Annotated in this window: 14 protein-coding genes and 2 tRNA genes; 1 reads left to right on the top strand and 15 read right to left on the bottom strand. The window is 59.8% G+C overall.

Going from position 1 to position 14107, the window contains the following annotated elements; translation table 11 throughout:
• Nucleotides 1–32: 32 nt before the first annotated feature.
• Entirely contained in the window at nucleotides 33–446 is a 414-nt protein-coding gene (locus DJ563_RS24750) for a VOC family protein (protein ID WP_434518500.1), read from the bottom strand.
• A 60-nt stretch (nucleotides 447–506) separates the two neighbouring features.
• Between DJ563_RS24750 and DJ563_RS24745 the strand changes: the two genes are divergently transcribed.
• On the top strand, nucleotides 507–809 hold the full coding sequence (locus tag DJ563_RS24745) for a putative quinol monooxygenase (protein ID WP_434518499.1): 303 nt from the start codon (nucleotides 507–509) through the stop codon (nucleotides 807–809).
• 81 nt (nucleotides 810–890) lie between these two features.
• On the opposite strand, the gene DJ563_RS24740 is transcribed toward DJ563_RS24745, so the two are convergent.
• From DJ563_RS24740 to folP, 14 genes are all read right to left on the bottom strand, one after another.
• The gene (locus DJ563_RS24740) at nucleotides 891–1241 is read right to left on the bottom strand and encodes a BON domain-containing protein (protein WP_434519747.1); all 351 of its coding nucleotides are present in this window, start codon (nucleotides 1239–1241) and stop codon (nucleotides 891–893) included.
• 262 nt (nucleotides 1242–1503) lie between these two features.
• A complete protein-coding gene (pnp, locus tag DJ563_RS24735; RefSeq protein ID WP_033701582.1) occupies nucleotides 1504–3609 on the bottom strand; it encodes a polyribonucleotide nucleotidyltransferase in 2106 nt (701 codons plus the stop codon).
• A 247-nt stretch (nucleotides 3610–3856) separates the two neighbouring features.
• Nucleotides 3857–4126, bottom strand: coding sequence for a 30S ribosomal protein S15 (gene rpsO / locus DJ563_RS24730; protein ID WP_016489163.1), 270 nt, complete (start codon nucleotides 4124–4126; stop codon nucleotides 3857–3859).
• Between the two features lie 147 nt (nucleotides 4127–4273).
• Nucleotides 4274–5191 (bottom strand): tRNA pseudouridine(55) synthase TruB, encoded by a 918-nt coding sequence (truB, locus tag DJ563_RS24725; protein WP_033701583.1) that lies wholly within the window; start codon nucleotides 5189–5191, stop codon nucleotides 4274–4276.
• Nucleotides 5192–5194: 3 nt separating this feature from the next.
• Nucleotides 5195–5593, bottom strand: a complete 399-nt coding sequence (gene rbfA, locus DJ563_RS24720) for a 30S ribosome-binding factor RbfA (RefSeq protein WP_016489165.1) — start codon at nucleotides 5591–5593, stop codon at nucleotides 5195–5197.
• Between the two features lie 116 nt (nucleotides 5594–5709).
• Nucleotides 5710–8235 (bottom strand): translation initiation factor IF-2, encoded by a 2526-nt coding sequence (infB, locus tag DJ563_RS24715; RefSeq protein ID WP_274098763.1) that lies wholly within the window; start codon nucleotides 8233–8235, stop codon nucleotides 5710–5712.
• 27 nt (nucleotides 8236–8262) lie between these two features.
• Nucleotides 8263–9744, bottom strand: coding sequence for a transcription termination factor NusA (nusA, locus tag DJ563_RS24710; RefSeq protein ID WP_027595024.1), 1482 nt, complete (start codon nucleotides 9742–9744; stop codon nucleotides 8263–8265).
• Nucleotides 9745–9803: 59 nt separating this feature from the next.
• Nucleotides 9804–10262: a ribosome maturation factor RimP gene (rimP, locus tag DJ563_RS24705; RefSeq protein ID WP_033702568.1), complete on the bottom strand. Its 459-nt coding sequence runs from the start codon at nucleotides 10260–10262 to the stop codon at nucleotides 9804–9806.
• Nucleotides 10263–10392: 130 nt separating this feature from the next.
• Nucleotides 10393–10469: transfer RNA gene (locus DJ563_RS24700), tRNA-Met, on the bottom strand.
• 99 nt (nucleotides 10470–10568) lie between these two features.
• A tRNA-Leu gene (locus tag DJ563_RS24695) sits at nucleotides 10569–10654 on the bottom strand.
• Nucleotides 10655–10675: 21 nt separating this feature from the next.
• The gene (gene secG, locus DJ563_RS24690; RefSeq protein WP_047583813.1) at nucleotides 10676–11071 is read right to left on the bottom strand and encodes a preprotein translocase subunit SecG; all 396 of its coding nucleotides are present in this window, start codon (nucleotides 11069–11071) and stop codon (nucleotides 10676–10678) included.
• A 4-nt stretch (nucleotides 11072–11075) separates the two neighbouring features.
• Nucleotides 11076–11831 (bottom strand): triose-phosphate isomerase, encoded by a 756-nt coding sequence (gene tpiA, locus DJ563_RS24685; RefSeq protein WP_033701590.1) that lies wholly within the window; start codon nucleotides 11829–11831, stop codon nucleotides 11076–11078.
• Nucleotides 11832–11896: 65 nt separating this feature from the next.
• Nucleotides 11897–13237, bottom strand: a complete 1341-nt coding sequence (gene glmM, locus DJ563_RS24680) for a phosphoglucosamine mutase (RefSeq protein ID WP_274098762.1) — start codon at nucleotides 13235–13237, stop codon at nucleotides 11897–11899.
• Between the two features lie 16 nt (nucleotides 13238–13253).
• A complete protein-coding gene (folP, locus tag DJ563_RS24675; protein ID WP_434518498.1) occupies nucleotides 13254–14105 on the bottom strand; it encodes a dihydropteroate synthase in 852 nt (283 codons plus the stop codon).
• Between the last annotated feature and the right edge of the window lie 2 nt (nucleotides 14106–14107).

Here is a 14107-nt window from a genome sequence, read left to right as displayed (position 1 = left end):
GAAGCGGCCGGTACCGGCAATAAAAGCTGCAATCAGACCAACCGCTGGCCCGACACCGCCGGGTGATACAGCGGCTGTACCTTGTTACCTGCCGGGTCCAGCAAGTGGAAGCTGCGCGCGCCATCCCCATGGTTGAACGGGCGGTCGAGCAAGGTCACCCCGCGCGCCTTGAAGTACTGGTACCAGGCCTCCAGCTCTTCCACGCTGTCGACGATGAAGCCGAAGTGGTCGAGTGTCTGCAAACCATTGGCCGCCCCCGCCCCGCGCCCCAATGACAAATTGTCGTTTCCGCAGGTCAGGTAGACCAAGTCTTCATTGGCCCGGTTGAGCACCTCCATGCCAAGCACGTCGACGTAAAAGCGCTCGCACTCCTCAAGGTTCGGGACCAGCAAGGCAATATGGCGCAGGCCATTCAGACGGCCAGGGCGTGCAGGCAACTCGGACATTGGCGAAACTCCTTTTTTGTATACAATTCAGATCTGAATTTAAAACAAAAGGAGCGCCATGTGTATAGCCTGTTTATCAAGACACGCGTGAAGCCCGGCAGCGCCGAGACTTTTCTGACCGCTATCAAGGCCAATGCCGCTGCTTCCGTGGCAACCGAGCCCGGTTGCCTGGTGTTCGACGTGTCTCAGGACCGCCTCGATCCCGACGTGATCTACCTCTACGAGATTTACCGTGACGATGCCGCCTATGAGGCACACACCCTGACAGCGCACTTTCGCGACAGTCGCCCGCTGGTCGAACCGCTGATCGTCGAGCAGGACTGTTTCGAGAGTGACGTCATCGCCCGTAACCCGGTGATTTGAGGCGCACAGTAAAAAGCCCCGGCAGTGATGCCGGGGCTTTCCTGAAAAGTGGCCAATTCCGTTTGGCCTATGGGACATTCCTTATTCGGACTTCAGACCATCAGCCGAAACGGCCTGAACGCCTTTGATCTTCTTGGCGATGGCCACGGCCATCTCTTTCTGCGAATCGCTCACTGCCACATCGGAAGACAGCGATACGACGCCTTTGTTGGTTTCAACCTTGATGTCGCTGCCAGGTACACCTTTCTCGGTCATCAGGTCAGCCTTCACCTTGGTGGTGATCCAAGTGTCGGAAGTAGCTTCCTTGGCTTCGGTCATCTCACCAGCCGCCAGCGTCATCGGGGCCTGGGTGGACTGTTGGGCAAATGCCGCATTAGCCATGGTCAGGGTCAGAGCGGTAGCAGTAGCGGCAGCAATGGCGAACTTCTTCATGTGAGTCACTCCTGTTTTTCGAAAGGTCTGCGCCGTTATTCCTGGCTGCAGGTATGAAGGTAGTTGCACGTGCTGTGCCAGCTTTTCCGCTTCCATTAAACCTTTATAAATCAATGACTTAGACATATAGGCGATTTGCATCAGTCGTGCAATTTGCAACCTGCGGGGTAAACCTGCGTGCAAGATGCAACTGTGCAAAAGGTTCCCTTCGGGCATAAAAAAAGAGCCCCGGAGGGCTCTTTTTTCATTGCGCGTCAGTCGCTTAGACGCCGGAGGCCTTGGCCGCGGCAACGTCTTTGATCGACAGCTTGATACGGCCGCGGTTGTCCACGTCCAATACCAGTACTTCCACTTCCTGACCTTCTTTCAGAATGTCGGTGACTTTCTCGACGCGAGCATCGCTCAGCATGGAGATGTGCACCAGGCCATCCTTGCCAGGCAGGATGTTGACGAAGGCACCGAAGTCAACGATACGCTCGACCTTGCCGACATAGATCTTGCCGATCTCGGCCTCTGCAGTGATGCCCAGGATGCGCTGACGAGCTGCTTCAGCCGCTTCCTTGGTTTCGCCGAAGATCTTGATCGAGCCATCGTCTTCGATGTCGATCGAAGCCTTGGTCTCTTCGCAGATGGCGCGGATGGTGGCGCCGCCTTTACCGATGACGTCACGGATCTTGTCGGTGTCGATCTTCATCGCGATCATGGTCGGGGCGTTGGCCGACAGCTCGGTACGCGATTGACCGATGATCTGGTTCATCTGGCCGAGGATGTTCAGGCGCGCTTCCAGGGCTTGGCCCAGGGCGATTTCCATGATCTCTTCGGTGATGCCGTTGATCTTGATGTCCATCTGCAGTGCGGTAACGCCCTTGGCGGTACCGGCAACCTTGAAGTCCATGTCGCCCAGGTGGTCTTCGTCACCCAGGATGTCGGTCAGAATGGCGAACTTCTCGCCTTCCTTGACCAGGCCCATGGCGATACCGGCCACTGGCGCCTTCATCGGTACACCGGCATCCATCAGGGCCAGGGAAGCACCGCAGACCGAAGCCATCGAGCTCGAACCGTTGGACTCGGTGATTTCCGACACCACACGAATGGTGTACGGGAACACGTCGGCGGCAGGCAGCATGGCCTGTACCGAACGGCGGGCCAGACGGCCGTGGCCGATTTCACGACGGCCAGCACCGCCCATGCGGCCACACTCGCCCACCGAGAACGGCGGGAAGTTGTAGTGCAGCATGAAGGGGTCTTTCTTCTCGCCTTCGAGGGTGTCCAACAGCTGGGCATCACGCGCAGTACCCAGGGTCGCGACGACCAGGGCCTGGGTTTCACCACGGGTGAACAGTGCCGAACCGTGAGTCTTCGGCAGCACGCCGACTTCGATGCTCAGCGGGCGAACGGTCTTGGTGTCACGACCATCGATACGCGGCTTGCCGTTTACGATGTTTTCGCGAACGGTGCGGTATTCGATTTCGCCGAAGATTTCTTTGACTTCGGAAGCCGAAGGCTGGCCTTCTTCACCGGAGAACTTGGCGATCGCCTGATCACGCAGCTCGCCCAGGCGCGCGTAGCGGTCGGCCTTGACGGTGATGGTGTAGCCCTGCGAAACAGCCTCGCCGAACTCGGCGCGGATGGCGTTGAGCAGCTCGGTGTTGGCAACGGCGGGTTTCCAGTCCCAGGTCGGCTTGCCCGCTTCGGCGGCCAGCTCTTTGACAGCCTGGATAACGGACTGGAATTCATCGTGGGCGAACAGTACGGCGCCCAGCATCTGGTCTTCGGTCAGCTCTTGGGCTTCCGATTCAACCATCAGCACGGCGTCGGAGGTACCGGCAACGACCATGTCCAGGCTCGAGGCAGCCAGTTGCTCGTAGGTCGGGTTCAGCAGGTAGCCGGTGCTTTCGTGGAAGGCAACGCGGGCGGCGCCGATCGGGCCTTCGAACGGAATGCCGGAAATAGCCAGGGCAGCCGAGGTACCGATCATCGCAGCGATGTCCGGGTCGGTCTTCTTGCTGGTGGAAACCACGGTGCAGACGACCTGGACTTCGTTCATGAAGCCTTCAGGGAACAGCGGACGGATCGGACGGTCGATCAGGCGCGAGGTCAGGGTCTCTTTCTCGGAAGGACGGCCTTCACGCTTGAAGAAGCCACCCGGGATCTTGCCGGCGGCGTAGGTCTTTTCCTGGTAGTGGACCGACAGCGGGAAGAAACCCTTGCCTGGATCGGCCTGCTTGGCACCTACCACGGTCACCAGCACGGTGACGTCGTTGTCGACGGTAACCAGCACTGCGCCGGTTGCCTGACGGGCAATGCGGCCCGTTTCGAGAGTAACGGTCGATTGACCGAACTGGAATGTCTTGATTACCGGGTTCACGGTTTCCTACCTTTTCAGTGGCTCTGGGGGGAACTGGTTTCTTGCGAATTCTTGGGCAGAACGGGGAATCGGCCCCATTGACCGTCCAGATACAACACGAGGCTGGGAGCCTGGCCGAAGCGCGGAAAACCGCGCAACGTAACCAGGCTGCCAACCTCGGAGATACGCATGGCGTGCCCAAAGACAACGCTGCCAGGCAGCGTTGCCAATGCATGAGACGCCATGCACACCACTGACCAGGCCGCTATTAGCGACGCAGGCCCAGACGACCGATCAGGGCGCTGTAACGAGTGGTGTCTTTACCCTTCAGGTAGTCCAGCAGCTTACGACGCTGGTTAACCATACGGATCAGGCCACGACGCGAGTGGTGGTCTTTACCGTTGGCCTTGAAGTGGCCTTGCAGCTTGTTGATGTTCGCGGTCAGCAGAGCAACCTGAACTTCCGGGCTACCAGTGTCGCCAGCAGCTTGCTGGTAGTCGGTAACGATTTGAGCTTTTTCTTCAACGCTGAGGGCCATTTGGCTTCTCCTGATAACGGATCCCGCGAGCGGGGTCCAATAGGCCAGGGACAAATCCCTGTATTAATAAGAAAGGTGTGACCGTGCCTACTGACAGCCACCCTTGATCCCGTAGGGCCCGGCCGAAGCCAGACCCTGCGGTTTCGGTCATTCCGACCGAATCAGCCGACGTGGCGCAATGCGCCCGTCTTCGCTCACTTCACCGATACCGATGAAGCGAGCATTGTGATCCTGTACGCGGACCATGCCAAACTGCGGTGCATCCGGCGCACGTACTGCCTGGCCATGCAGCCAGTAGAACGCACTGTGCTCGGACAAACTCACCATTGGCCAGTCCTGCAGCCCGCTGTCGGAAGGCATCAGGAAGCGATCAAGCGCTTCGTTGCCGCCTTCGGCATGGGCCTGTTCGAGTTCCTCGAGGGTCACCGTCTGTGCCAGCTCGAAGGGCCCGGCCTGGGTCCTGCGCAGCTCGGCGACATAAGCGCCACAGCCAAGGGCTTCGCCGATATCCTCCACCAGGGTGCGGATATAGGTGCCTTTGCTGCATCCTACCGTCAACCGTGCACGGGTGCCTTCGCACTCGAGCAACTCCAAGCGGTTAATAGTAACAGAACGCGCCTCGCGCTCCACTACCTCTCCAGCACGAGCCAGTTTGTACAGTGGCTGGCCGTCACGCTTGAGCGCCGAGTACATCGGCGGTATCTGGCTGATCGGGCCACGAAAACGGGGCAGCAGCGCCTCGATGTCGGCACGACCAACGGTCACTTCACGGGTCTGCAGGACCTCGCCTTCAGCATCGGCAGTATTGGTAGTCTGCCCCATCTGCATGACGGTTTCGTAGCCCTTGTCGGAATCGAGCAGGTACTGCGAAAACTTGGTCGCTTCGCCGAAGCACAGTGGCAGCACGCCGGTTGCCAGCGGGTCGAGGCTGCCAGTGTGGCCGGCCTTCTCCGCGTTGAGCAACCAGCGCACTTTCTGCAGTGCCGCGTTGGAGGTAAAGCCCAGTGGCTTGTCCAGCAGGATGATGCCGCTGACGTTGCGGCGGATACGTTTGACCTGGGCCACCGCTTACTCCTTGGTGTCCAGCTCGTCGGTATCCTTGTGCAGGCGGTCTTCGGCCACTGCACGCTCGATCAGCGCCGACAGGTGTACACCGCGGCTGACGCTTTCATCGAAGTGGAAATGCAGCTGGGGCACGCTGCGCAGTTGCATCGAACGCCCCAGGTGCAGGCGCAGGAAGCTGGCGGCGCTGTTCAGTGCCTTGAGCGACTGCTTCACGGCATCTGGCGTTTCCTCGCCCATGACGGTGATGAACACCTTGGCATGGCCCAGGTCGCGGCTGACATCCACGGCGGTGATGGTCACCAGACCGACACGTGGATCCTTGACTTCGCGGCGGATCAGCTCAGCCAGCTCGCGCTGCATCTGATCACCGATACGTTGGGTACGGCTATATTCTTTGGCCATTCTTGCTACCTGTAACTTAAAGCGGCAAACGCCCGGTCAAGCTGATGCCTGACCGGGCGCTACCTGTAAAGGCGCCGCCAACCGCCCTGTAGCGGGGGCTTGCGGCAAGCTCGCCCTTAGAGGGTACGAGCCACCTGGACTTTCTCGAAGACTTCGATCTTGTCGCCGACCTTGACGTCGTTGTAGCTCTTGACGCCAATACCGCACTCCATGCCCGAACGTACTTCGGCAGCGTCGTCCTTGAAGCGACGCAGCGATTCCAGCTCGCCTTCGAAGATCACAACGTCCTCGCGCAGTACGCGGATCGGACGGTTGCGGTACACGGTACCTTCGATGACCATACAGCCAGCGATGGCGCCGAACTTCGGCGAACGGAACACGTCACGCACTTCGGCGACACCCAGGATGTTCTCGCGAACATCGCTGCCGAGCATGCCGGTCAGGGCCTTCTTGACGTCTTCGATGATGTCGTAGATCACGTTGTAGTAACGCATATCCAGACCTTCCTGCTCGACGATCTTGCGCGCACCGGCATCGGCACGCACGTTGAAGCCGAACAGCACCGCGTTGGACGCCAGCGCCAGGTTGGCGTCGCTCTCGGTGATACCACCCACACCGCCGCCGATCACGCGAACCTGTACTTCGTCGTTGCCCAGGCCGCCGAGCGAGCCGTTCAACGCTTCCAGGGAACCACGTACATCGGTCTTGAGGACGATGTTGAGGGTTTTCTTCTCTTCCTGACCCATGGTCTCGAAGATGTTTTCCAGCTTGCCAGCGTGAGCACGGGCCAGCTTGACCTCGCGGTACTTGCCTTGACGGAACAAGGCAACTTCGCGGGCTTTCTTCTCGTCAGCAACCACCGACAGCTCGTCACCGGCTTCCGGGGTACCGTCCAGGCCAAGGATCTCGACCGGGATCGACGGGCCAGCTTCCTTCACAGGCTTGCCGTTCTCGTCGAGCATGGCACGTACGCGGCCATAGTTGGAGCCGCACAGGACCATGTCGCCCTGACGCAGGGTACCGTCCTGAACCAGGATGGTCGCCACTGGGCCACGGCCCTTGTCCAGGCGCGATTCGACGACGACACCACGACCAGGTGCGGTCGGGGTAGCGCTCAGTTCGAGGATCTCGGCCTGCAGCAGAACGGCTTCGAGCAGTTCGTCCACACCGGTACCCATCTTCGCCGAAACCTTGACGAAAGGCGTGTCACCACCCCATTCCTCGGAGGTCACGCCTTCGACGGACAGCTCGTTGCGGATGCGATCGAGGTCGGCACCAGGCTTGTCGATCTTGTTCACTGCAACAACCAGTGGGACGCCAGCTGCCTTGGCATGCTGAACGGCTTCACGGGTTTGCGGCATCACGCCGTCGTCCGCCGCCACCACCAGGATGACGATGTCGGTCGCCTTGGCACCACGAGCACGCATCTGAGTGAACGCAGCGTGGCCCGGGGTATCGAGGAAGGTGACCATGCCGCGGTCGGTTTCCACGTGGTAGGCGCCGATGTGCTGGGTGATACCGCCGGCTTCGCCAGCAGCAACCTTGGCACGACGGATGTAGTCGAGCAGCGAGGTCTTACCGTGGTCAACGTGGCCCATGACGGTAACGACCGGGGCGCGCGATTCGGTTTTGCCTTCGAACTTCAGCGATTCGGCCAGGGAGTCTTCCAGGGCAGTATCGCTGACCAGGGTGACCTTGTGGCCCAGCTCTTCTGCGATCAGCTGAGCGGTTTCCTGGTCGAGCACCTGGTTGATGGTAACCGGGGTGCCCATCTTGAACATGAACTTGACCACTTCAGCGCCCTTGACGGACATCTGGTTGGCCAGTTCCGAGACCGTGATGGTCTCGCCGATGGTCACCTCACGGATGACGGGGCCGGTAGGGCTCTGGAAGCCGTGCTGGTTACGCTTCTTCAGCTTGCCCTTGCCGCCACGACCACGACGAGCGCCATCGCTCTCTTCTTCGGTGGTACGCGGAGCAGCGCGTGGAGTCGGTGCTTTTTCCTTCTCCTTGACCTTGACCTTGATCGACACGCGAGGCGCCTCGCCACGACGACGGTCGTCATCGCGAGTGCGGCTTTCGTTGCGACGGGTCTCGTCCTTCTTGCGCTCGGCAGCACGCGCAGCGGCATCTTCCGAGGCAGGCGCGTCAGCGACTACCGGTGCCGGCGCAGGTGCGGCAGCAGCGGCAGCCGGCTTGGCAGCTGGGGCCGCAGGGGCGGCATCAGCAGCCTGACGGCGAGCCTGATCTTCGTTGCGCTGGCGAACGTCGGCGTCAACCTTGTCGCGCGCAGCGTTTTCCGCCGCACGGCGCTCATCCTGCTCGCGTTTCTGCTCAGCCTGGATTTCTTCCGGGCTGCGCTGCACGAATACTTTCTTCTTGCGTACTTCTACGCTGATACTTTTGCTACCGGCGACACGCAGGGTGCTGGTGGTTTTGCGCTGCAAGGTAATCTTGCGCGGCTCTTCCGCCTTGCTCTTGTGGCTGCTTTTCAAATGAGTCAGCAGAGTCTGCTTCTCATTGTCGGTCACTACCTGACCGGCGTCGGTGTGCGGCAGACCTGCCTCACGCATCTGCTGCAGCAGGCGCTCTACCGGTGCCTCGACCTCTTGGGCCAGTTCTTTCACCGTGACTTGCGTCATGCACTTCTCTCCTCAGGCCGCGCCTAATTACTCGAACCAGTGGGCTCGGGCGGCCATGATCAACTTGCCGGCACGCTCTTCGTCGATGCCGTCGATGTCGAGCAGATCGTCGATCGACTGCTCGGCCAGGTCTTCGCGGTTAACCACGCCGCGCACCGCCAGTTCCGCCGCCAGGTCCTTGTCCATGCCCTCAAGGGAGAGCAGGTCTTCGGCCGGATGGGCGTCTGCCAGTTTTTCTTCGGTAGCGATGGCCTTGGTCAACAAACGGTCCTTGGCTCGAGCGCGGAGCTCATTGACGATATCTTCGTCAAAGCCATCGATGTTGAGCATTTCTTCCAACGGTACGTAGGCAATTTCTTCGAGGCTGGTAAAGCCTTCGTCGACCAGCACTTGGGCCAGCTCCTCGTCGACTTCCAGTTCATCGATGAAATTGCGCAGGATGTCACCGGTTTCTGCTTGCTGCTTGGCCTGGATGTCCTTTTCGGTCATCACGTTCAAGGTCCAGCCGGTCAACTGACTGGCCAAACGAACGTTCTGACCGCCACGGCCAATGGCCTGGGCAAGGTTGTCTTCGGCGACGGCGATGTCCATGGCATGGGCATCCTCGTCAACGATAATCGCCGCGACTTCGGCCGGCGACATGGCGTTGATGACGAACTGCGCCGGGTTATCGTCCCACAGGACGATATCCACACGCTCACCACCCAACTCTCCGGATACGGCTTGGACGCGCGAACCGCGCATGCCGATACAGGCACCTTGCGGGTCGATGCGCTTGTCCTTGGAGCGGACGGCGATCTTGGCTCGCGAACCCGGATCACGGGAGGCAGCCATGACTTCAATGAGGCCCTCGGCAATTTCCGGCACTTCAATGCGGAAAAGCTCGATCAGCATCTGTGGCGCAGTGCGCGACAGGATCAGCTGGGGGCCACGGTTTTCAGTGCGGATTTCCTTGAGCAGCGCACGCAGGCGCACGCCAACCCGGAAAGTCTCGCGGGGAATGATGTCTTCGCGAGCCAGCAAGGCCTCGGCGTTGTTGCCCAGGTCAACGATGACGTTGTCGCGGGTAACCTTCTTGACGGTACCGGAGATGATCTCGCCTACGCGTTCACGGTAGGCATCGACCACCTGGGCGCGCTCGGCCTCACGGACCTTCTGCACGATGACCTGCTTGGCGGTCTGGGCGGCGATACGACCGAACTCGATAGACTCGATCTTCTCCTCGATCACGTCACCGACCTTGGCTTCAGGGTGGGTCTCGTGGATCTTGCTCAACCAGGTCTCGATTGCCGGATCATCAAGATCGGCTTCATCGACCACGGTCCAGCGACGGAAGGTCTCGTAGCTACCGGTGTGGCGGTTGATTTCCACACGCAGGTCGACTTCGTCCTCAAAACGTTTTTTGGTTGCAGTGGCCAGGGCCACTTCCAGCGCTTCGAAAATGACGCCGGGCGGTACACCCTTTTCGTTGGATACCGATTCAACAACCAGCAGTACTTCTTTGCTCATCGTACGCCTCGCCTTGCGCAAGCCATTGGGCCCGGATAGTCCGCCGGGCCCGGCACGTCTCAGTCAAAACTGGGAATAATATTGGCCTTGTCGATCGAGTCGATCGGCAACAGGAACTCCTGGTCGTCCACCTGGACCACCACATCCTGCTCCTCCACACCGCGGAGAAGGCCCTGGAAGTTACGACGACCCTCGAAGGGTGAGCGCAGCTTGATCTTCACTTGTTCGCCGGCATGCGAGGCAAACTGTTCAAGCGTGAACAGCGGGCGTTCCATGCCAGGAGAAGAAACCTCTAGGGTATATTCAGAGCTGATCGGATCTTCCACATCGAGGACGCTGCTGACCTGACGGCTGACTTCAGCGCAGTCGTCCACCAGAATGCCGCCTTCCTTATCGATGTAGACACGTAGTACCGAATGCTTGCCCTGGGAGACGAATTCAATCCCCCAGCATTCGAAGCCCAGCCCCGTGACCACCGGGGCCAACAAGGCCTGCAACTGTTCTAGCTTGCTCGACACCTGAACCCCCTCGTGCATGCTGTGCAAATAAAAAATGGGCGAAGCGCCCATCCCTGAAAGCGCCGTTGGACAACGACGCCGAAAACTGTTCGGCTAGCAAAAAGCCCCTGAAAAGGGGCTCCGCTAAAGCTGGTTGCGGGGGCTGGATTTGAACCAACGACCTTCGGGTTATGAGCCCGACGAGCTACCAAGCTGCTCCACCCCGCGACAAAGCTGGGGCGAAAGTATAAGACCGAACCCCGTACGGGGTCAATCCGACCTCCACCTACAAGAAAGCCCGCATAAAGCGGGCTCTCTTGCTTCAATTGGTACCGAGAAGGGGACTCGAACCCCTACACCCTATGGGCACAACCACCTCAAGGTTGCGTGTCTACCAATTCCACCACCTCGGCAATACTACTTCTTGAAACCCGTTACTTCTGCTCTTCTGCCGGAGGAGGTACATCACCCGTACTCGGAGTGGCTTCGCTCTTCTGCTGTTGGAGCACCGGTACATCATCATTCACTGCCGGCTTTTGCTCTTTCACTTCCAACACTGCTGGATCTGGAAGGCCCGCCTGGGTCAGCTTGTGAGCTTGTTCCTTGGCGAAGTATCCTAACCCAAGTGCTGTCAAAAAGAAAGTGGCAGCGAGTATTGCAGTGAATTTACTTAGGAAGGTTGCAGAGCCTTGGCTTCCGAACACAGTATTTGAGGCACCTGCGCCGAAAGATGCACCTGCTTCCGCACCCTTACCCTGTTGCAACAGAACCAGCACTACTAGCGACAGCGCTGCCAACAGATGAAAAACAACGATGACTGTTTCCAGCATTTGTTCAGTTTCCTGCGGCGCGACAAATTGCACCGAATTCGTCTGCGTTCAGGGACGCTCCACCAATGAGCCCCCCATCGATATCCGGCATGCCGAACAGTTCGGCCGCATTGGCCGCCTTCACGCTGCCGCCGTAGAGCAGCTGCACCTTCGCAGCCACTTCAGCATCTTCTGCCGCCAACTGACCGCGGATGGCAGCATGCACATCCTGAGCCTGTTGGGGCGTGGCCGTAAGGCCAGTGCCGATGGCCCATACAGGCTCATAAGCAATTACTGCATTGGCAAAAGCCTTAACACCGAACGCTTCGATGATACTGCTTAGTTGACGCCCGACAACTTCGAGTGTCTTGCCCGCCTCGCGCTCCTCAAGGGTTTCCCCAATACACAGCACGGGCTTCAAACCTTTGGCCTGTGCGGCTGCAAACTTGCGGTTCAGCACTTCATCACTTTCGCCGATGACCTGGCGACGCTCCGAATGCCCAACCAACACCAACTTGCAGCCCACTTCGGCCAGCTGTTCCGGGCAAACTTCCCCGGTCAGCGCACCCTGTTCGGGTTGTACAGCAGAATTCTGTGCGCCGACAGTTATTTCTTTACCTGCCAGGCCATCGATCACTTGATTGATGAACAAGGCCGGTGGAAATACCGCGACTTCCACTCCGCTCGGCAGGGCAAGATTGCTCAAGCCCTCGGTCAGCTCAGCGACGCTGGCGCGGGTACCGTGCATCTTCCAGTTACCAGCTACCATAGGGCGACGCATGCTTTACCTCGTCGGTCAAAGTGGGCGCAGATCTTACCCAACCAGATCTGCGCTGGCAAGCGCCTTCAGACACAAACTTCGCCGACCAGTTTCGCCAGGGCTTCGGCATGGCCGCGAACCTGACTTTCGTCGTCGCCTTCGACCATGACCCGCACCAACGGCTCGGTACCGGACTTGCGCAGCAGTACGCGACCGCGACCGGCCATCGCCTCGGTGACCTTGGCACTGGCCTCCTGCACCGCAGGGTGCTCCAGAGGGTCGACCTTGCTTGCCCCATAGCGCACGTTGATCAGTACCTGAGGGCACTTGCGCAGGGCCTGACGGGCCTGGGCCAGTGTCTCCCCGCGACGCTTGAGGGCCATCAGCACCTGCAGCGCGGCGATGATCGCATCACCGGTGGTGGTGTGGTTGCAGCACACGACATGCCCGGAGTTTTCACCCCCGACCAACCACTCGCGCTCGAGCAGTTCGGCCATGACGTAACGGTCGCCGACCTTGGCCCGCACGAACGGGATATCCAGCTCCTTGAGCGCAAGTTCAAGGCCCAGGTTGCTCATCAGTGTGCCCACTACCCCGCCTTGCAGCTTGCCGCGGTCATGCAGGTCACGGGCGATGATGAACAGCAATTCGTCGCCGTCGACGATGGCACCCGTGTGATCGACCATCAGCACCCGGTCACCGTCGCCATCGAAGGCGATACCGAGGTCAGCATGGCCCACCAGCACGGCAGCCTGCAGCGACTCGATATGGGTAGAGCCACAGCCTTCGTTGATGTTCAGGCCATCAGGCTGAGCATTCAGAATGGTCACGTCGGCACCCAGTTCGCGGAACACGCTTGGCGCGACCTTGTACGTGGCGCCATGGGCGCAATCGACCACCAGCTTGAGGCCGTCGAAGCTGGTGCTCGAAGGCACGCTGCTCTTGCAGAACTCGATGTAGCGGCCAGCCGCATCGTTGATGCGCGAGACCTTGCCCAGCTTGCCCGACTCGACCACCGTCATTGGCTGATCGAGCAACTCTTCGATCATCAACTCGACTTCGTCAGGCAGCTTGGTGCCCTGGCCGGAGAAGAACTTGATGCCGTTGTCGTCGTGCGGGTTGTGCGACGCGCTGATGACAATGCCGGCTTCAGCGTGGAAGGTACGCGTGAGGTAGGCGATGGCCGGGGTCGGCATCGGCCCGAGCAGCATCACATCGGCACCGGCCGCAGAAAGCCCGGCCTCGAGCGCAGATTCGAACATGTAACCGGAAATACGCGTGTCCTTGCCCACCAGTACACGGCAATGGCCCTGCTTGCGGAAAGCCATGCCAGCCGCCCAGCCGAGCTTCAGCATGAAGTCCGGCGTGATCGGGAATTCGCCGACGCGGCCACGAATGCCGTCGGTACCAAAGTATTTTCTGCTCATAGCGACTCCAATGTTCTTATTCGGCGTTTTGCACGGCAGCGATCATGCGTACTACATCGACAGTTTCGGCCACATCATGGACGCGAAGAATACTCGCTCCCTTGGTCATGGCCAACGCTGCCAGCGCCAGACTGCCGTACAAACGCTCGCCGACCGGACGATCCAGCGTCAGGCCGATCATGCTCTTTCGTGAAACACCCACCAGCAGTGGGCGCCCAAGGCGATAGAGCGCTTCCATGTGCTTGAACAGGCTCAGGTTGTGCGCCAGTGTCTTGGCGAAACCGAAGCCTGGGTCAAGAATGATTCTGTTTGCATCGATGCCCGCCGCAGCGCAAGCGGCCATCCGTTGTTCAAGATATCGCGTAACGTCCGCTGTCACATCATCGTAATGCGGGTCGTCCTGCATATTGCCCGGCTCACCGCGCATGTGCATCAGGCACACCGGCAGACCGGTATCGGCCGCCGCGTCCAGGGCACCATCGCGCTCCAGCGCGCGTACGTCGTTGATCAGCCCAGCCCCCAGCCGCGCAGACTCGCGGATGACCGCAGGCGTGGAGGTATCGACCGAAATGACCACATCCAGGCGGCTATTGATTGCCTCGACCATCGGCGCCACGCGCTCGATTTCTTCGGTCACAGACACGGCACGCGCCCCAGGGCGCGTCGACTCGCCACCGATGTCGATCAGCGTGGCGCCTGCGGCGACCATCGCTTCGGCATGCCGCAGCGCAGCGTCGCGCTGGCTGAAGCGCCCGCCGTCAGAGAAGGAGTCGGGGGTGATATTGAGGATACCCATGACATGGGTACGCGACAAATCAAGAACCCGGTTGCCGCAAGGCAACCGGGTCGGGTACTGCATTGAGCTCATAG

This window comes from Pseudomonas sp. NFX1, from assembly GCF_051123555.1.
Classification (GTDB): Bacteria; Pseudomonadota; Gammaproteobacteria; order Pseudomonadales; family Pseudomonadaceae; genus Aquipseudomonas; species Aquipseudomonas capeferrum.
This window is presented reverse-complemented; position numbering and strand designations above follow the sequence as displayed.

Coding starts and splice junctions, on each gene's coding strand:
- DJ563_RS24750 (WP_434518500.1), bottom strand. CDS start 446: ATGTCCGAGTTGCCTGCACGCCCTGGCCGTCTGAATGGCCTGCGCCAT.
- DJ563_RS24740 (WP_434519747.1), bottom strand. CDS start 1,241: ATGAAGAAGTTCGCCATTGCTGCCGCTACTGCTACCGCTCTGACCCTG.
- rpsO (WP_016489163.1), bottom strand. CDS start 4,126: ATGGCCCTCAGCGTTGAAGAAAAAGCTCAAATCGTTACCGACTACCAG.
- rbfA (WP_016489165.1), bottom strand. CDS start 5,593: ATGGCCAAAGAATATAGCCGTACCCAACGTATCGGTGATCAGATGCAG.
- infB (WP_274098763.1), bottom strand. CDS start 8,235: ATGACGCAAGTCACGGTGAAAGAACTGGCCCAAGAGGTCGAGGCACCG.
- nusA (WP_027595024.1), bottom strand. CDS start 9,744: ATGAGCAAAGAAGTACTGCTGGTTGTTGAATCGGTATCCAACGAAAAG.
- secG (WP_047583813.1), bottom strand. CDS start 11,071: ATGCTGGAAACAGTCATCGTTGTTTTTCATCTGTTGGCAGCGCTGTCG.
- tpiA (WP_033701590.1), bottom strand. CDS start 11,831: ATGCGTCGCCCTATGGTAGCTGGTAACTGGAAGATGCACGGTACCCGC.
- glmM (WP_274098762.1), bottom strand. CDS start 13,237: ATGAGCAGAAAATACTTTGGTACCGACGGCATTCGTGGCCGCGTCGGC.
- folP (WP_434518498.1), bottom strand. CDS start 14,105: ATGAGCTCAATGCAGTACCCGACCCGGTTGCCTTGCGGCAACCGGGTT.